General features: G+C 71.6%; 16 protein-coding genes and 1 pseudogene. 10 read left to right on the top strand and 7 right to left on the bottom strand.

Translation table 11 applies throughout. The annotated features are described in order from the left end of the window. Nucleotide 1 precedes the first annotated feature (1 nt). Nucleotides 2-361, bottom strand: coding sequence for an NADH-quinone oxidoreductase subunit A (locus ACFV2S_RS26040; RefSeq protein WP_019888619.1), 360 nt, complete (start codon nucleotides 359-361; stop codon nucleotides 2-4). Between the two features lie 670 nt (nucleotides 362-1,031). Between ACFV2S_RS26040 and ACFV2S_RS26035 the strand changes: the two genes are divergently transcribed. After that, a complete protein-coding gene (locus ACFV2S_RS26035) occupies nucleotides 1,032-1,910 on the top strand; it encodes a C40 family peptidase (RefSeq protein WP_383792625.1) in 879 nt (292 codons plus the stop codon). 82 nt (nucleotides 1,911-1,992) lie between these two features. On the opposite strand, the gene ACFV2S_RS26030 is transcribed toward ACFV2S_RS26035, so the two are convergent. After that, the gene (locus ACFV2S_RS26030; RefSeq protein ID WP_385563781.1) at nucleotides 1,993-2,262 is read right to left on the bottom strand and encodes a hypothetical protein; all 270 of its coding nucleotides are present in this window, start codon (nucleotides 2,260-2,262) and stop codon (nucleotides 1,993-1,995) included. Here ACFV2S_RS26030 and ACFV2S_RS26025 point away from each other — a divergent pair. Beyond that, nucleotides 2,188-2,638, top strand: a pseudogene (locus ACFV2S_RS26025) (helix-turn-helix domain-containing protein); the annotation flags it as partial. The gene ACFV2S_RS26030 and the pseudogene ACFV2S_RS26025 overlap by 75 nt on opposite strands. On the opposite strand, the gene ACFV2S_RS26020 reads toward ACFV2S_RS26025, so the two are convergent. After that, nucleotides 2,604-3,890: a geranylgeranyl reductase family protein gene (locus ACFV2S_RS26020; RefSeq protein WP_385563684.1), complete on the bottom strand. Its 1,287-nt coding sequence runs from the start codon at nucleotides 3,888-3,890 to the stop codon at nucleotides 2,604-2,606. The pseudogene ACFV2S_RS26025 and the gene ACFV2S_RS26020 sit on opposite strands and share 35 nt — an antisense overlap. Nucleotides 3,891-4,043: 153 nt before the next feature. Here ACFV2S_RS26020 and ACFV2S_RS26015 point away from each other — a divergent pair, with 153 nt between their 5' ends. Together ACFV2S_RS26015 and ACFV2S_RS26010 are read left to right on the top strand one after the other, a co-directional pair. Then, nucleotides 4,044-4,733 (top strand): peptidase inhibitor family I36 protein, encoded by a 690-nt coding sequence (locus tag ACFV2S_RS26015; protein WP_385563681.1) that lies wholly within the window; start codon nucleotides 4,044-4,046, stop codon nucleotides 4,731-4,733. After that, the gene (locus ACFV2S_RS26010) at nucleotides 4,724-6,163 is read left to right on the top strand and encodes a phosphodiester glycosidase family protein (protein WP_385563678.1); all 1,440 of its coding nucleotides are present in this window, start codon (nucleotides 4,724-4,726) and stop codon (nucleotides 6,161-6,163) included. The genes ACFV2S_RS26015 and ACFV2S_RS26010 overlap by 10 nt, the downstream gene beginning before the upstream one ends. A 68-nt stretch (nucleotides 6,164-6,231) precedes the next feature. On the opposite strand, the gene ACFV2S_RS26005 is transcribed toward ACFV2S_RS26010, so the two are convergent. The 4 genes from ACFV2S_RS26005 to ACFV2S_RS25990 all read right to left on the bottom strand — a co-directional run bounded on the left by ACFV2S_RS26005 (nucleotide 6,232) and on the right by ACFV2S_RS25990 (nucleotide 10,000). Beyond that, nucleotides 6,232-6,924 carry a demethylmenaquinone methyltransferase gene (locus ACFV2S_RS26005; protein ID WP_385563676.1) on the bottom strand — a complete coding sequence of 231 codons (693 nt, stop codon included), beginning with the start codon at nucleotides 6,922-6,924 and terminating at the stop codon, nucleotides 6,232-6,234. 127 nt (nucleotides 6,925-7,051) lie between these two features. Further along, nucleotides 7,052-7,651, bottom strand: a complete 600-nt coding sequence (locus ACFV2S_RS26000; RefSeq protein ID WP_385563673.1) for a hypothetical protein — start codon at nucleotides 7,649-7,651, stop codon at nucleotides 7,052-7,054. Between the two features lie 7 nt (nucleotides 7,652-7,658). After that, on the bottom strand, nucleotides 7,659-8,858 hold the full coding sequence (gene mqnC, locus ACFV2S_RS25995; RefSeq protein ID WP_385563670.1) for a cyclic dehypoxanthinyl futalosine synthase: 1,200 nt from the start codon (nucleotides 8,856-8,858) through the stop codon (nucleotides 7,659-7,661). A 269-nt stretch (nucleotides 8,859-9,127) separates the two neighbouring features. Then, on the bottom strand, nucleotides 9,128-10,000 hold the full coding sequence (locus ACFV2S_RS25990) for a menaquinone biosynthetic enzyme MqnA/MqnD family protein (protein WP_383792599.1): 873 nt from the start codon (nucleotides 9,998-10,000) through the stop codon (nucleotides 9,128-9,130). 261 nt (nucleotides 10,001-10,261) lie between these two features. Between ACFV2S_RS25990 and ACFV2S_RS25985 the strand changes: the two genes are divergently transcribed. The 6 genes from ACFV2S_RS25985 to ACFV2S_RS25960 all read left to right on the top strand — a co-directional run bounded on the left by ACFV2S_RS25985 (nucleotide 10,262) and on the right by ACFV2S_RS25960 (nucleotide 16,602). Beyond that, complete coding sequence (locus ACFV2S_RS25985; RefSeq protein WP_015035453.1) at nucleotides 10,262-10,465, top strand: cold-shock protein; 204 nt, start codon at nucleotides 10,262-10,264, stop codon at nucleotides 10,463-10,465. Between the two features lie 105 nt (nucleotides 10,466-10,570). Then, nucleotides 10,571-10,987 carry a DUF1992 domain-containing protein gene (locus ACFV2S_RS25980; protein ID WP_385563666.1) on the top strand — a complete coding sequence of 139 codons (417 nt, stop codon included), beginning with the start codon at nucleotides 10,571-10,573 and terminating at the stop codon, nucleotides 10,985-10,987. After that, nucleotides 10,984-11,496: a DUF664 domain-containing protein gene (locus ACFV2S_RS25975; RefSeq protein WP_385563663.1), complete on the top strand. Its 513-nt coding sequence runs from the start codon at nucleotides 10,984-10,986 to the stop codon at nucleotides 11,494-11,496. Before ACFV2S_RS25980 ends, ACFV2S_RS25975 begins: the two co-directional genes overlap by 4 nt. A 174-nt stretch (nucleotides 11,497-11,670) precedes the next feature. Further along, nucleotides 11,671-11,862 (top strand): hypothetical protein, encoded by a 192-nt coding sequence (locus ACFV2S_RS25970; RefSeq protein WP_385563660.1) that lies wholly within the window; start codon nucleotides 11,671-11,673, stop codon nucleotides 11,860-11,862. 172 nt (nucleotides 11,863-12,034) lie between these two features. Beyond that, the gene (locus ACFV2S_RS25965) at nucleotides 12,035-14,299 is read left to right on the top strand and encodes an FG-GAP repeat domain-containing protein (RefSeq protein ID WP_385563657.1); all 2,265 of its coding nucleotides are present in this window, start codon (nucleotides 12,035-12,037) and stop codon (nucleotides 14,297-14,299) included. A 65-nt stretch (nucleotides 14,300-14,364) separates the two neighbouring features. Beyond that, nucleotides 14,365-16,602 (top strand): FG-GAP repeat domain-containing protein, encoded by a 2,238-nt coding sequence (locus ACFV2S_RS25960; protein ID WP_385563654.1) that lies wholly within the window; start codon nucleotides 14,365-14,367, stop codon nucleotides 16,600-16,602. Nucleotides 16,603-16,903 lie beyond the last annotated feature (301 nt).

The following is a 16,903-nucleotide window of genomic DNA, read 5'->3' as shown; positions in this document are numbered from 1 at the left end:
CTCAGTCCCATTCCAGGCCGCCGCGCCGCCACACGTACGCGTAGGCGACGAAGACGGTGAGCACGAAGAGCAGCATCTCCACGAGCCCGAAAAGCCCCAGGGCGTCGAAGGTGACGGCCCAGGGGTAGAGGAAGACGATCTCGATGTCGAAGACGATGAAGAGCATCGCCGTCAGGTAGTACTTGATCGGGAAGCGACCGCCTCCGGCGGGAGTGGGCGTCGGTTCGATGCCGCACTCGTACGCCTCAAGCTTTGCCCTGTTGTACCGCTTTGGCCCGATAAGCGTGGCCATGACCACGGAGAAGATCGCAAACCCCGCACCCAGGGCACCGAGCACGAGGACGGGCGCGTACGCATTCACGCTCCTCGCTCCTTCCAGTCGTCCTTGACCGTTGGACCGCACCGCCGGGCCATGAAAGATCGCCCCCATGTGAGGCAGTTCACAAGCCCGGCTGCCCCGCATCTTATGCCCGCCCCTCTGTGATCTGCGACACGGGGTACAGCAAGGACTTTGTGATCTCCGCCACCTGACGAAGGATCATGAAGTCGGATGAGCGGTGATCTTGTTGCGCGAAGCACCCAGGTGATCACCAGATGTGACATCCGGACCGGAAATCGCTGCTCGGAGGGGGTGTCGCACTATCAAGTGTTGGCCACTACAGGCAAATTGGCGATGGACGCACCCGGGTGATAAAGGATCCGCCCGTCGCCCGGTCGGGGGGTCCGGCGTACAGAGGTGGACGCGTGCGCGCTTTCACGAGCTCGCGCGAGACGCGGATGTGACCTGCGTCACTTCACGGGAAGCCCAAAAGAAGAGAGCTTGGCCATCGGTGTCAAGAGGTGGTAAGCGTCGGGCAATTCGGGCTTTTCAACGAAAACCCGTGATCAAGGGCCGGATGAGCCGTGCCCGATTTGCCCGTTACGGCGTCAATAAGGCTGCCACGGAAGCGGATTCACAGACTCCGAACGTAACTGTGGCGCAACCCACGTTTCTTGAAGGGAACCGTGATGCCCTGATAGCGGTTGTACCCATGTCCCACACCGCTCACATACCCAGCCACCGGAAGCCCCGCCGCAGCGCCTCGAAGCTCGCGCTCCGCGCCGGAGTTGCCGGTGGCGTCCTCGGCACCATCGCGGTGGCCGGTGCTGCCGGGCCGGCGAATGCCGAGCCGGTGACCGAGACCATCGAAATGCCCACCCTGGGCTCCCTCGACGGCGTCACCGGCCTCGCCAGCGCCGTCGCCGCCTCCGCCGAGGCCTCCCAGCAGGAGGCCCTCGACCAGAGCCTCCAGTCCCGCGAGGACACGGCGCTGCAGAGCGCCGCCAAGGAGGCCAAGAAGGCCAAGGCCGAGGCCGAGCGCAAGGCCGCGGCCGAGCGTGCCGAGAAGGCCCGCCTCAAGGCCGAGCAGGAGCGCAAGGAGGCCGAGGAGCGCGCCTCCCGCGACTCCGCCCGCACCCAGCTCTCCAGCACGAGCACGTCGAACGACAGCGGCTCCTCGTCGTCGGACAGCGGCTCCACCGCCTCGCAGAACGACAGCCGGACGCAGGCCCCCTCCGGCTCCGCCGCCGCGATCGTGGCCTTCGCCAGGGCGCAGATCGGCGACGCGTACGTCTCCGGCGGCACCGGCCCCAACTCCTGGGACTGCTCGGGCCTGGTGCAGGCCGCCTACAAGGCCGCCGGCATCGACCTGCCGCGCATCTCGTACGAGCAGTCGAGCATGGGCACCTCCGTCTCGCTGAGCGACCTCCAGCCCGGCGACGTCCTGTACTGGGGCAGCCGCAGCGGCTCGTACCACGTCGCGATCTACGTCGGCGGCGGCAAGTACGTCGGCGCGCAGAACCCGTCCAGCGGTGTCGTCGAGCACACGATGGACTGGGACACGCCCTCCGGCGCGGTCCGCATCCTCTGATTGCGCCTTCACGGTGAAAAGCCGTCACTCCTCGGGGGAGTGACGGCTTTCGCCCTGTCCGCCCCTTCGGGGGCGTTCTGCCCTACGTGCGGAAGACCTCGATGATCCGGGCGTAGCTGTCGCCGCCGTGACCCGCCTCCACCGCGCTCCGCATCAGCTCCAGGTGCAGCCGCGGCAGCCGCCCGTCGACGCCCCGCACCTCACCCGCGTGCAGCAGATGGCCGATGGTCGCCACCTGGACGCCAGCCGCCGAAGACCGACCACATGAGGCCGAGGAGCGGTGCTCTACACCGACGAGGGCACGGTCCTCACCAGCGCCGGGGCCACCGCCGCCCTCGACCTCTGTCTGCACCTGGTCCGCAAGGACCTCGGCGCGGGCGTCGCCGGACAGCTCGCCCGCCGCCTGGTCGTGCCGGCCCATCGTGCCGGAGGCCAGGCCCACCGTCGACCTGCTGGCCCGGCGGGCCCGGCTGAGCCCGCGGACCTTCCACCGACGGGTCCAGGAGGCCTGCGGCACCACCCCACTGCAGTGGCTGCTCCAGCAGCGGGTGGCCCGCGCGCAGACGCTCCTGGAGTCGACCGACCTGCCCGTGGAGCAGATCGGCGACCACACCGGACTCGGTACGGCGGCCAACCTGCGCCGCCACTTCACCCGCGCCGTCGGGGTGTCCCCGACGGACCACCGCAGGTCGTTCAGGCCTTCGGGGCCACCTTCGAGAGGCCGTTGATGATGCGGTCCATCGCGTCGCCGCCCGTGGGGTCGGTGAGGTTGGCCAGCATCTTCAGCGTGAACTTCATCAGCAGCGGGTGGGTCAGACCGCGCTGGGTCGCCAGCTTCATGATCTTCGGGTTGCCGATGAGCTTAACGAACGCGCGGCCCAGCGTGTAGTACCCGCCGTAGGTGTCCTTGAGGATCTGCGGGTAGTTCCGCAGGGCCAGCTCGCGCTGGGCCGGGGTCGCGCGGGCGTGCGCCTGGACGATGACGTCGGCCGCGATCTGGCCCGACTCCATCGCGTAGGCGATGCCCTCGCCGTTGAACGGGTTGACGAGGCCGCCCGCGTCACCGACGAGCAGCAGGCCCCGGGTGTAGTGCGGCTGGCGGTTGAAGGCCATCGGCAGGGCGGCGCCGCGGATCGGCGTCGTCATGTTCTCCGGGGTGTAGCCCCAGTCCTCCGGCATGGAGGCGCACCAGGCCTTCAGGACCTCGCGCCAGTCCAGCTCCTTGAAGGCGGAGGACGAGTCGAGGATGCCGAGGCCGACGTTGGACGTGCCGTCGCCCATCGGGAAGATCCAGCCGTAGCCGGGCAGGAGCCGGTCCTGCGGGCCGCGCCGGTCCCACAGCTCCAGCCAGGACTCCAGGTAGTCGTCGTCGTGGCGGGGGCTGGTGAAGTACGTCCGCACGGCGACGCCCATCGGGCGGTCCTCGCGCCGGTGCAGGCCCATCGCCACGGACAGCCGGGTGGAGTTGCCGTCGGCGGCGACGACGAGCGGCGCGTGGAAGGTGACCTCGCGCTTCTCCTCGCCCAGCTTCGCGTGGACACCGGTGATCCGGCCCGTGCGGTCGTCGATGACCGGCGCGCCGACGTTGCAGCGCTCGTACAGCCGGGCGCCGGCCCTCTGCGCCTGGCGGGCCAGCTGCTCGTCGAAGTCGTCGCGCTTGCGGACGAGTCCGTAGTCCGGGTACGAGGCGAGCTCCGGCCAGTCCAGTTCGAGCCGGACTCCGCCGCCGATGATCCGCAGGCCCTTGTTGCGCAGCCAGCCGGCCTCTTCGGAGATGTCGATGCCCATGGAGACGAGCTGCTTGGTGGCGCGGGGGGTGAGGCCGTCGCCGCAGACCTTCTCGCGGGGGAACGCGGTCTTCTCCAGGAGCAGGACGTCGAGTCCGGCCTTGGCCAGGTAGTACGCGGTGGTGGAGCCGGCCGGGCCCGCCCCGACGACGATCACATCAGCGCTGTGCTCGGAGAGGGGCTTCTCGGTCACGGCGGATCTCCCGGAGACTCGACGGCAGGGGGCGGTACGGACGTACCCGGGCAGTCTATGGGGGCCTGGAATCTACTGGCCGGAGGGCCACCCCTCACTGCAAGATCACCTTCCGTGACCCTTACTCGCGCACACATACGACGGGGCTCTCTGGTGACGGCGGTCCTCGCCCTCCTCAGCGCGGCCTTCCTCGTCCTCCCCGCGAACGCCGATCCGCTCCCCTTCGACGACTGCCCGGCCGCCACGTTCTGCCTCTACTCCGGCGCCGACGGCACCGGCGAGCGGCGGGACTTCACCGACCGGCAGAGTCTGGAGAGTTACGACCCGGCCTGGGACGGCAAGGCCCTCTCGGCGAAGAACAACACCGCCCTCTGGGCCTGCGTCTACGGTGACCCCCAGTACGGCGGCGTCCTGCAGACCGTCAAGCCGGCCAACAAGGACGCCTACGAGGCCGGCGCCGTCCGCTCCCACAAGCTGGTCCCGGCCCGCGCCCGCTGCTTCACCGGCTACGAGCGCTGCCCCGACAACCGGGTCTGCACGTTCACCGGACCCAACGGCCGCGGCCCGATGACCGTCCACCTCCCGAAGACCGACGCGGCCACCCAGAACTACGGGAACAGCTACGGCGCCGCGGCCGCGCCCAAGTCCGTCTGGAACCGGACGCGGAAGCACGTCTGCTTCTACCCCGAGCCGACGTTCACCGGCAGCTGGACCGACCCGGCCGACTCCAGGAAGTACGGCGCGTACGTCGTCCTGCGCGGCGACAGCACCACCATCCCCGAGCCGTTCGTCAGGACCGTCCAGTCGCACGAGCTCGTCAACGGAACGGCGGAATGCCAGTGACCAGGAACCGCCTCCGGCCCTGGGCGGCCGTGGCCGCCGCGCTCGGCGCCGCCCTCACCCTCACCTCCCCCGCCGCGAACGCCGAACAGCCGGCGGCCGACCCGCTCGCCCTGTGGACGAAGACCTCCACGGTCAGGATCGCCGCCGGTGTCACCCGCACCACCTGGACCGAGAAGGTCGACCTCCAGACGGGAACGAGCCCCGACAACCGCGTCAGGCCCCGCATCCTCCAGATCGTCGAGATCGATCCCACCGCCGGGGCCCTCACCCTGGAGAGCACCGTCGGAGCGAGCGACGGAGCGGCCGAGAAGGTGATCGACCAGCTCGCCCAGGTCTCCGCCCCGACCCGCCACCCGTACGCGGGCGTCAACGGCGGCCTGTTCCAGCTGGAACCCGCCGGCTCCGGCGCGGACATCCCGGTGCACTCCAGCGTCTCGGCCACCGACGGCGTCCTGCACAGCTCCAGCTGCTGGACCGGCGGCAAGGGCAGCACCGGTGCGGTGATCCAGTACGGCACCCCGTACATCACCAAGCTCCGCACCGACCTGAAGCTGATCGGGCCCTCCGGCGAGACCGTACGGATCGACGACTTCAACCGGACCCCGGGCCGGCCCACGCACTGCGCGCGCGACGCCGAGGACACCCTGGTGAGCGCGAAGCCGTACGTCTACACCGACCCCGACGAGATCGTCGTGTTCACCGACGACTACGGCCTTCCCGTGCCCAGGCCCGGCACCGACCCGAAGGTCGTCGCCACCACCGACGCCGGCTTCGAGGTCGCCATCGACGCGCACGGCGTCGTCACCAAGGTCCGCGAGGGCCGCGGCGGGACCGTCGTCCCGGCGGGCGGCCGGATCATCCAGGGCATCGGCACCGGGGCGCAGTGGCTCCGCGACCGGCTCGCCGTCGACGACCGCGTGACGATCGACCAGAAGCTCCACGACGTCACCCTGGACCGCGACATCCCGCTGGACGACTCGGTCGACGTCGTCAGCTCCTTCCACCAGCTGCTCCGCAACGGGGCGATCCCCACGGAGCTGCCCCAGTCGTGCAGCGAGGAGCGGACGGGCAGGAACGGCACCACCCAGATCTGCATCGACTCGCGCACGGCGCTCGGCACCAACGTCTACGGCCGCCCGGTGCTCGCCACCCTCAGCGGCGAGACCACCGAGGACGGTGTGTACAAGGAGGCCAACGAGGACGGCGCCTACCTGCGGGACTTCGCCACCCTCCTGAGCGACCCCGACCTCGGGATCATCGACGCCATCAACCTGGACGGCGGCGGCTCCACCACCCTGGTGACGCGGACGGCGACGGGCCCGGTCGTGAACACCCCGCCGACGGACCGGCTGAGCGGCGCCTTCGTCCACCGGAAGGTGGCGGACTCGGTGTACACCGGCGTCGGCGGCTACGGCATGTACGCCAAGTAGTCGCCGGGGGAGGGTGTCCTGTCGATCGGGCCGGGCGCGCGAGCCCGGCCCGTCCGACACGACACTCCCTAGGCCTTGAAGCCGCGGTGCAGGGCGACGATGCCGCCGGTCAGGTTCCGCCAGGCCACGTTCGACCAGCCGGCCTTCCGCAGGAGGCCCGCGAGCGTGGGCTGGTCCGGCCAGGACTGGATGGACTCGGCGAGGTACACGTACGCGTCGGGGTTGGACGAGACCGCCCGGGCCACCGACGGCAGCGCGCGCATCAGGTACTCCTCGTACACCGTCCGGAAGGGCGCCCAGGTGGCGTGCGAGAACTCGCAGATCACCACCCGGCCGCCGGGCTTCGTCACCCGGTACAGCTCGCGGAGCGCCTGCTCGGTGTCCTGGATGTTGCGCAGCCCGAAGGAGATCGTGACGGCGTCGAAGACGTCGTCCCTGAAGGGCAGCCGCATGCCGTCGCCCGCGGTGAACGGCATCCAGGGGTGCCGCTTCTTGCCGACCTTCAGCATCCCGAGGGAGAAGTCGCACGGGACGACGTACGCCCCCGCGCGGGCGAAGGGCTGCGAGGAGGTGGCCGTACCGGCCGCGAGGTCGAGGATCTTCTGCGCGGGGCGCGCGTCGACCGCCCGGGCGACCTCCTTGCGCCAGCGCCGGTCCTGGCCGAGCGAGAGCACGTCGTTGGTCAGGTCGTAGTTGGCCGCCACGTCGTCGAACATGGAGGCGACTTCGTGCGGCTGCTTGTCCAGGGATGCTCGGGTCACCGGCGTTCGGCCTCGCAAGATCGGGTGCGGACGGATCCGCCCATTCTGGCAGGCGGGCCCCGGCCGCCCGGAGCGGGCCCGCCCGGCGGAGCACGGCGCGGGACCGGACGGCCCCCCGCGAGGGGGCTCAGCGCGACCGGTAGACCAGCCGCCCGTCGATCACCGTCGCCACGCACGTCGACGCTCCCCGGCGCACCAGCGCCGCCGTGTCGGGGACGTCGAAGACGGCGAAGCGGGCCGGGCCGCCGGGGGCCAGGCGCGGCAGCAGGATCAGGGGTACGGGCGACAGCGCCGGGGGTCCCGGGAGGACCTCGGGACGCCGGCCGACCGCGAGGCCCGCGCGGCGCACCGCGTCGACCGCGCCCCGGGCGCGCAGCTCCCCGGCGACGGCGACCGTGCCGTGCGCCAGCATCCGCTGGACCCCGCGCCGCGCGCTCGCGCCGAGCCGGGCGGGGTCGGCGCGGAGGATCTCCGCGGCCCGCTCCCCCGTGACCGGCGCGGTGCCGTACGTGTCGGCCTCGCGCGGGTCCGGGTGGTAGGTCCGCTCCAGGAGCTCGGGGGCGTACGGGTTGAGCAGGCCGGGCGTGAGGATGCCCGGCCAGCGGCGCAGCCGGGCGTCCTGGTGCGCCTCGGCCAGTTCGTCGTACGGGCCGACGGCCGCGACGAGCGGGCCGTCCACCAGGACGGCGAGCCCGGGCGTCGCCTCGGCGACGTGGAGGGTCGGCACGCGCGTCTCAGCGGGCGTCGAGGAGCTTCAGCTCGGGGTGTGCCGTGCCGCCCTCGATCGCCGTGGAGGAGATGTGCGAGGCGACGCGCTCGTCGACCGGGTCGTTCGCCGGGTCGTCGTGGACCACGATGTGCTCGTAGGTCGTGGTGCGCTGCGCCGGGACGCGGTCCGCCGTGCGGATCATGTCGATCATCTCGCGCAGGTTGGAGCGGTGCTTGGCGCCCGCGGAGGAGACGACGTTCTCCTCCAGCATGATCGAGCCGAGGTCGTCCGCGCCGTAGTGCAGGGTGAGCTGGCCGATCTCCTTGCCCGTGGTGAGCCACGAGCCCTGGATGTGGGCGACGTTGTCGAGGAAGAGGCGGGCGATCGAGATCATCCGCAGGTACTCGAAGAGCGTGGCCTGCGTGCGGCCCTTGAGGTGGTTGTTCTCGGGCTGGTACGTGTACGGGATGAAGGCCCGGAAGCCGCCCGTCCGGTCCTGCACGTCACGGATCATGCGCAGGTGCTCGATCCGCTCGGCGTTGGTCTCGCCGGTGCCCATCAGCATGGTGGAGGTGGACTCGACGCCCAGCTTGTGGGCGATCTCCATGATCTCCAGCCAGCGCTCGCCGCTCTCCTTGAGCGGGGCGATGGCCTTGCGCGGCCGCTCGGGGAGCAGCTCGGCGCCGGCGCCCGCGAAGGAGTCGAGACCGGCGGCGTGGATGCGGGTGATCGCCTCCTCGACGGAGACGCCGGAGATGCGGGCCATGTGCTCGACCTCGGAGGCGCCGAGGGAGTGGATGACCAGCTGCGGGAAGTCCTTCTTGATGGCGGCGAAGTGCTTCTCGTAGTACTCGACCCCGAAGTCCGGGTGGTGGCCGCCCTGGAACATGATCTGGGTGCCGCCGAGCTCCACGGTCTCCGCGCAGCGGCGCAGGATGTCGTCGAGGTCCCGGGTCCAGCCCTTCTTGGTGTCCTTGGGGGCGGCGTAGAACGCGCAGAACTTGCACGCCGTCACACAGACGTTCGTGTAGTTGATGTTCCGCTCGATGATGTACGTCGCGATGTGCTCGGTCCCCGCGTACCGGCGGCGGCGCACGGCGTCGGCGGCGGCGCCCAGCGCGTGCAGGGGCGCCGAGCGGTAGAGGTCGAGCGCCTCCTCGGGGGTGATCCGGCCACCCGCGGCGGCGCGGTCGAGAACAGACTGGAGTTCGGCCTTCTCGGTCACCGGGTGCGTCCCTTTCGGAGGGGTTCTGATCGACCGAACCAGCGTACGCCAGGGCTTCCGGCGGCTTCCGCAGGGTGTCCGTACGGGCCTCCGGCGAATATCCGGTGAATTCCGGGCGCGGCCCGCTTGCCGGTCCCCCGGCGGTCCGGGACCCGTCCGCCGGGGCCGGGCCGCCCCCTATTAACGGGAGCGACCCGAAAAGGCCCGCCCGGTGCGCGGGAGGACCTACCGGTATTTCTTTCCCGCACCATTCCGTGCGGCCGTGCCGCTTATCGCACCGGGGGCGGCAGGAGTTCCACCCTGACGTCCGCGGGGAAGCCGGTCGTGGGGCCGGTGCGGCGGGCGAACTCCCGTACGCCCGCGAGCTGCTCGGGGCCGAATCGGAAGTCGAGCGTGCGGAAGTACCGCTCCAGGAGTTCGGCGTCGAAGGTCTCCCAGCGGGCGGCCTGCTCGGCGACCTTGGCGACCTCTTCGAGGGAGAGGTCGCGGGAGGCCAGGAACGCCTGGTGGACCTCGTGGACGGTCTCCGGTTCGCGCGCCAGGTAGTCCTTGCGGGCCGCCCAGACGGCGAAGACGAACGGCAGGCCCGTCCACTCCTTCCACATGAGTCCCAGGTCGTGGACCTGGAGGCCGAGCCGGGGCGCGTCGTGCAGGGAGGCCCGGAGGGCGGCGTCGCCGATGAGGACGGCGGCGTCCGCCTCCTGCATCATCAGGCCCAGGTCCGGCGGGCAGGAGTAGTAGTCGGGCTCGACCCCGTACTGCTCGGCCAGCAGCAGCTGGGCGAGGCGGACCGAGGTGCGGGACGTGGAGCCGAGGGCCACGCGCGCGCGGTCGAGCTCCTCCAGGGGGCGCTGGGAGACGATCACGCAGGACATGACGGGGCCGTCGCAGCCGACGGCGATGTCGGGGAGCGCGACCAGGTCCTCCGCGTTGCGGAGGTACTCGACGAGGGTGATGGGCCCGATGTCGAGGTCGCCCCGCACGAGCCGCTCGCTGAGCTTCTCCGGGGTGTCCTTGGTGAGCTCGAGATCGAGGAGCGTCCCGGTCCTGGCGAGGCCCCAGTAGAGGGGCAGGCAGTTCAGGAACTGGATGTGTCCGACGCGGGGCCGGCTGCGCTGGTGGTCGTCGGTTGCTTTGTCCACATCGCGAGGCTAGACCCGTCTCACGGTGTGGGCATCGGCGGGGCACACGTGTCAGCACACGGAGCGGAATCAAACATGCGGGTGACGTGATCTTTCCCTCTACCGCCCCGAGCGTCCTGCGTGCTACGCTCAACGCAAGTTGCAGTTTGGTTTCCCTTGCAGTACAGAGCCTGCGGAGCATGTGACCCGCAGGCTTTTGTAGTTTTCAGACTTGTTTGCAGGTTCTGGAGCAGGGCGACCCTTTGGCCCATAGGAGGGCTCATGGCTACCGGAACCGTGAAGTGGTTCAACGCTGAAAAGGGCTTCGGCTTCATCGCCCAGGACGGCGGCGGCCCGGATGTCTTCGTCCACTACTCCGCGATCAACGCGAACGGCTTCCGCTCGCTCGAGGAGAACCAGCTCGTGACCTTCGACGTCACGCAGGGCCCGAAGGGCCCGCAGGCGGAGAACGTCTCCCCGGCCTAAGTTGCCCGGGTCGGCGAACGCGCACGACTAGAGCAGTACCCAAGGAGCCCCGCTCCGTGCCCCAGGGCACGAGCGGGGCTCCTGCCCTTTCCGTACGCTGGACACATGACCGAACGCAAGCCGCCCGGAGTCAGCTTCGAGTCGTTCGTCGACAAACAGATCCGCGAGGCGGCGGAGCGCGGCGAGTTCCGCGCCCTGTCCGGCTTCGGGAAGCCCCTCCCCGACGACTCGGCCCCGTACGACGAGCTCTGGTGGATCAAGGGCAAGATGCACCGCGAGGGCGCGTCCGTGCTGCCACCCTCCCTGGCCCTGCGCAAGGCGGCCGAGGACGCGGAGGCGGCGGTCGCCGCGGCGGTCTCCGAGAGCCAGGTCCGCCGCGTCCTCGGGGAGATCAACACCAGGATCGCCGAAGCCCTCGCCCGGCCGCCGGCCGGTCCCCCGCTGAACCTGAGGCCGTTCGACGTGGAGGCCGAGGTGGAGCGGTGGAAGGCGGGGGGACGAGCGGAGAGGAACCAGCCGTGAACAGTGCCGGTCTGCTGGTCGACGCGTTCGGCCGGATCCGCGAGGTCGTCCACGAGGCCGTGGAGGGACTCGCCGACGAGGAGCTCGCCGCCCGCGTCGATCCCGACGCCAATTCGGTCGCCTGGCTCGTCTGGCACCTCACCCGCGTCCAGGACGACCACGTCGCGGACGCCTTCGGTACGGAGCAGGTGTGGACCTCGGACGGCTGGGCGGACCGCTTCGGGCTGCCCTTCCCGGAGCACGCCACCGGCTACGGGCAGACGAGGGCGCAGGTCGACGCGGTCCGCGTCCCGGCGGAGCTGCTGCTCGGCTACCACGACGCGGTGCACGCCCGCACCGAGGAGCTGGTCCACGGGGTCACGAACGCCGACCTGGACCGTGTCGTCGACACCCGCTGGGACCCGCCCGTGACCCTCGGTGTCCGCCTGGTGTCGGTGATCGCGGACGACCTCCAGCACGCGGGGCAGGCGGCGTTCGTACGGGGCGTGGTGGAGCGTCGGGGACGGTAGGACGATCCGGCCGGTCAGGCCGCCGCGGCGGCGGGCGGAACGGAACGGACGGCCCCGCTTCTCCCGACGGGATTTCGGCGTCCCGGCGTACAACCTCTTGATCCCTTCGAGTGTCTGACCGAACGTCGCACACGCGAGCGCGTGTGCGACGTTCGGTTCTCACGGGGGAAGACCTTGAACGCAGCACGCACCACGCACACGACCCACCGCCACGGCCCGGCCACGGCGAAGACCGGCTTCCCGGCGAGCGGCGACGCCCGCTCCGTCGCCGTCGTCAAGGTCGTGACGCTCCACGACGCCTTCGCGGCCGTACGGGCCGGCGCGATCCCGACGGGCACCACCGGCCCGTACGGCCCCGCCGCCTGACGTCACCGACGCCTCGTCACGCCTTCCGGTGCCTTCCGACGTCTCCCGGCGCGCCGTCCGACGCCTCCTGACGCCTTCCGACGCCTTCCGACGTCGCACGAGCAGACGCACCACCGGGGTGCCCCGCCACAGGCGCGCCCCGTCCGTCCGCCCTCCTTCGAAGGACTCGCACGTGTCTCTGAACCACGTTCCCCGGCGCCGTCTCACCGCCGCCGTCACGGTCGTCCTCGCCGTCACGGCGGGCGCGGCCCTCACCACGGCCCCGGCGACCGCCGCCCCCGCGCCCGTCGGCGCGTCCACGAGCGCGGCCTCCGCGACCGCGGTCACCGTCGCGGACGACATCCGCCTCGTCAGCGCGGGCAGCACCGGCTTCCTGAGCCGGCGGACCTTCCCCGACTTCACGTCCGAGTACCGCTGGACGAGCTACGCGGACGGCACCACGAAGATCCTGGACGGCCGGACCCAGTACTCCGGCGGCCGCTCGGACTACGTCGTCGGCCGCAAGGACACCGAGTCCAGCTACACGCTGTACGACATGGCCGATCCGGGTGCCCGGCCGATCGGGCTGACGAACGGCGACTCCCGCTACTCCCTCGCCGGGGTGTCCGGGCAGTCCCTCGTCATGACCGCCGTCGACTCGAACGGGGCGCTCGACGCCTTCCTCATGAGCCGGCCCAGCGGCTACTCGACCTCGCCGACCACCCGTGACGTGGCGCTCCCGTTCGACGCGCGGGACGTGCGCGTCGCGGCCACCCTCGACGGCACGGCGCTGCTCCAGTACCGGCGCGGCACCGGTGCCGAGGCCGAGTTCCACCTCGCCGCCGTCGAGCTCGCCACCGGCACGATCACGGAGACGGTCCCCGTGGGCACCAAGGCGCCCAGGACCGGCGTCTACCTCACGGCCGACCGGTTCGCCTGGGTCGAGAACACGACCGGCACCGGCGCGCAGCTCGTCACCGTCCCGCGCGGCGGCGGCGACCGGACCACCGTGCCGCTCGGCGCGACGATCCAGGGAGCCCCGCTCGACCTCGCCCTCGTGGGCGGCTGGGCGGTGACCGGGCAGCCGGGCGGCGGCAGCGCCACCGACCCGTCGACGCAGTACCCGCTGACCGCCCGCTCCCTCACCTCCCCGAACACCCAGGTCAGGCTCCTCGACCACGTCGACTCGATGGTGACGGCCCCCGACGGGTCCGTCCTCGTGCGCGGCGGCTCGGTGGCGGCCGGAGAGGGCGTCTACCGGATCGCCCCGGACGGGTCCGGCACCCCGGTCGCCTCCCTCGTCGCCACCACCGGCAGGAAGACGCAGCTCGACGTCACGTCCGCGCTCGTCCCGGGCACGGTCGACCTCGACGCCTCCGGCGGCCGGGCGACGCTCGCCTGGACCCTGAACCGGTCCAACGCCCAGGGCACCGCGACCCTGCGTCACGTGGCCACCGGCAAGAAGGCGGAGCTGGCCTTCTCCGGCTACGACGGTCAGGTCAGGGCGACGAGCACCGTCACCATGAACTGGGGCGGTCTCGTCACCCAGAACGTCGGCGACTCCGCCGGCTTCGCGCCCAGCGGCGCCTACGTCTGGGAGCTGAGGGCCAAGCCCCTCAACGGCATCGGACCGGACCTCGTCCGGACCGGCACCTTCAAGGTCCTGCGCAAGACGGGCCTGCACGACCACACGGACAACGGCAGCCCGGACCTGCTCGCGCGCGACGCCGCGGGCGGGCTGTTCCGCGACGACACCGTGAAGACCCCGTCCTCCTCGGAGGTCTACTCGTCCGGGCGGACCCGGATCGGCACCGGCTGGCAGATCTACAACCAGCTGGAGGCCGTCGGCAACATCGCGGGCGGCCCGGCCGCGGACGTCGTCGCCCGCGACGCCTCCGGTGTCCTGTGGCAGTACCTGGGCAAGGGCGACGGCACCTTCGCGGCCCGCACGAGGATCGGCGCCGGCTGGAACGCGTACAACAAGATCACCGGCGGCAGCGACCTCGACGGCGACGGCAGGCCCGACCTCCTCGCCGTCGACACCGGCGGCGTCCTGTGGTTCTACAAGGGAACGGGCAAGTGGGACGGCGCGTTCGCGGCCCGGGTCCGGGTCGGCGGCGGCTGGAACGCCTACAACCAGATCACCGCCGTCGGGAACATCGCGGGCTCGGCCCACGGCGACCTCGTCGCCCGCGACACCGCGGGCGTCCTCTGGCTCCACCAGGGCAACGGGAGCGGCGGCTTCGCCGCCCGCGTGCGGATCGGCAGCGGCTGGGGTTCCTTCACGTCCCTCGTCGGCGCCGGCGACCTCGACCGCGACGGCCTGAACGACCTGTACGCGGTCGGGGCGTCCGGCTCCCGGCTCTACTCGGGCACGGGCAGCGCGACCGCCCCGTTCAAGCCGGGGGTCTTCACCTCGGTGCACTCGGACGCGGCCTCGTTCAACTCGGTCTTCTGAGCATGGCCCCGCTTTCGGGCGACACCCCAGTCCTTCTTCCGGGCACAGCGAACAGGGAAGCGAACGTGAAGCACACCCGCACCTCCGGCCGTCGTCTCGCGGCCGCCGTCCTCACCCTCTCCACGGTCACCGCCGTGGCGGGGACCCTCGTCACCGTCCCGGCCGTCGCGGCCGTCCCGGCGGTGGTGGCGGGCGCCACCGGCGCCACGGCGACGAACCTGCCCGTCGACGCCGAGGTCGTCAGCGCCGGTGACACCGGCTACCTCACCTCCCGGAAGGACGCGGCCGGAACCGCGATCCTGGAATGGCACACGTACGCCGACGGATCGGTGACGTCGGTCGGCACCGGCATCGTCGGCTACGACACCCACTCCGACCTCCTCGTGACGGGCGACGGCGGCATCCTCTCCGTACGGGACATGAGGAACGGCGGCGCCTGGCGCGCGTCCTTCAACATCGGGGCCGAATTCCCGTCCGGCAGCACGGAGCTCGTCGGCGTGGTCGGCGAGAACCTCTTCGTCAGCGTGTCGACCACCGGGGACTACCACGAGCTGTGGCAGCTCTCGAAGGCCAACGGCGTCACCAGGAAGAACAAGCTCTCCTCCCGTCCCAAGAACATCGCCTACAAGGTCGTCGCCTCCGCCGGCAACGACTTCGTCGTCCTGGGCAGCGTCCGCGAGCCGTACATCCCCACCGACCGGATCGTGTACTGGTACGCCAGGTCGAACGTCGGCAGCGGCTCCGTCCTCGACTGGGGCGGCAGCTCGGGCACCCCCGAGTGGGACCAGTCGTCCACCGGCGCCCTCACCTCCTCCTGGGAGGCGTGGGTCCGCACGGCACAGGACGGCGGCCGGGAGATCGGCGCACACCGGCTCGGCGCCGGCACGACCACGCGCATCCCCCTGACCGGCGCGCTGACCCGGGCCGTCGTCGCGGGCATCGTCGGGGACACCGTCCTCTACGGCGTCCCGGGCACCGCCACCGCGGAGACGCCCGGACCGCTGTACGCGCGCAGCCTGACCGACGCGGCGGCCCAGCCGTACAAGGTCCTGGACAACTTCTCCAGCGTGGCCCACGCCCCCGACGGCTCCCTGCTCGTACGCGGCTTCGGCCCGGACGGCGACGGTCTCTTCAGGATCTCCGGCAGCGGCGGCGCCCGCCCGGCGGTCACGCTGGAGGTCACCACCGGACGGGTCATGGCCGTGGGGTTCGCCGACGCCCGGGTCGCCACCCACGTCGACTTCGAGAAGGCCGGCACCACGCTCCCCATGGAGTGGACCCTGTCGCGGGGCAACGCCACCGTGGACGTCACCCTCACGCACGTCACCACGGGCAGGAAGCTCACCAAGCGCCTGGGCACCCCCCTCCCGGGGAACCGTTTCGCCTTCGCCTGGGACGGCATCCTGGACGGCATCAGCGCCCCCAACGGCAGCTACACCTGGAAGGCCACCGCGGCACCGACCGACGGCGTCGGCGGCCCGGCGAGCATCTCGGGCAGCTTCCAGGTCGTGCGCCGGGCCAACGCGCACGACCTCAACGACAACGGCTCGACCGACGTCATCGCCCGGGACGCCTCCGGCGCCCTGTGGCGGGACGACCTCTTCGACCAGCCGGTCGGCGGGCAGGCCAAGCCCGCCCGCCGGACGAAGATCGGCACGGGCTGGGGGACCTACCGGCAGATCGAGGCCGTCGGCGACATCGCCGGCACCTCCCACGGCGACCTGATCGCCCTGGACGGCTCGGGCACGCTCTACCACTACCTCGGCAAGGGCGACGGCACCCTCCCCGCCCGCGTGCGGATCGGCGGCGGCTGGGGCGGCTACAAGCAGCTCACCGGCGGCTCCGACCTCAACAACGACGGCCGGTCCGACCTCCTCGCCACCGACGCCGCCGGCGTCCTCTGGTTCTACAAGGGCACCGGCTCCGCCACCGCGCCCTTCGCCGCGCGCGTCCGCGTCGGCGGCGGCTGGGGCGTCTACAACCAGATCACCGCCACCGGCAACATCGCCGGCGCCGCCGCCGGGGACCTCGTCGCCCGCGACACCGCCGGCGTGCTGTGGCTCCACCTGGGCTACGGCAACGGCACCTTCGCGCCCCGCATCAGGATCGGCGGCGGCTGGGGCGGCTTCTCCCAGCTCGTCGGCGCGGGAGACGTCACCGGCGACGGCCGCCCCGACCTGATCGGGTACGGCTCGGCCGGCACGTACGTCTACCGCTCGACGGGCTCCACCACCGCGCCCCTCAGCCGTCAGTCGACGTCGCTGTACGCGGGCGAGGGCACGAAGTTCAACAGCGTCGCCTGAATCCCGGGCGCGACACGTACGACCCTGCGATCTCCCGGGAGATCGGGTGAGGGCGTGGCGGACTCCGCCACGCCCTCGCCCCCGGCCAGAGGCTCCGAGCCCCCAGACCGGCATCGGCGACACCGCCCGCGACCCTCTTCCGACACCGGCCGTACAACCTTCCGGCCCCCTGGGGAGTCCTGGGGGGGGGGGGGGGGGGGGGGCTCCGCGGCCCCACCTCGACGGGCCGGACACCCGACACCCCCCGCGCCGACCCCCGCCCCCCCCCCCCCCGCCCGCCGCGGCGGGGGCGCCCGCCAGA

Origin of the sequence: Streptomyces sp. NPDC059695, assembly GCF_042733785.1 — a bacterium.
In the GTDB taxonomy this organism is placed as follows: Bacteria; Actinomycetota; Actinomycetes; order Streptomycetales; family Streptomycetaceae; genus Streptomyces.
The sequence above is the reverse complement of the archived record's forward strand: the minus strand, read 5'-3'. Positions and strand labels throughout refer to the sequence as shown.

What these genes read in the sequence shown, in the direction of transcription:
- ACFV2S_RS25985 (WP_015035453.1), top strand. Translation starts at nt 10,262, where the DNA reads ATGGCTACCGGAACCGTGAAGTGGTTCAACGCTGAAAAGGGCTTCGGC.
- ACFV2S_RS25980 (WP_385563666.1), top strand. Translation starts at nt 10,571, where the DNA reads ATGACCGAACGCAAGCCGCCCGGAGTCAGCTTCGAGTCGTTCGTCGAC.
- ACFV2S_RS26010 (WP_385563678.1), top strand. Translation starts at nt 4,724, where the DNA reads ATGCCAGTGACCAGGAACCGCCTCCGGCCCTGGGCGGCCGTGGCCGCC.
- ACFV2S_RS26035 (WP_383792625.1), top strand. Translation starts at nt 1,032, where the DNA reads ATGTCCCACACCGCTCACATACCCAGCCACCGGAAGCCCCGCCGCAGC.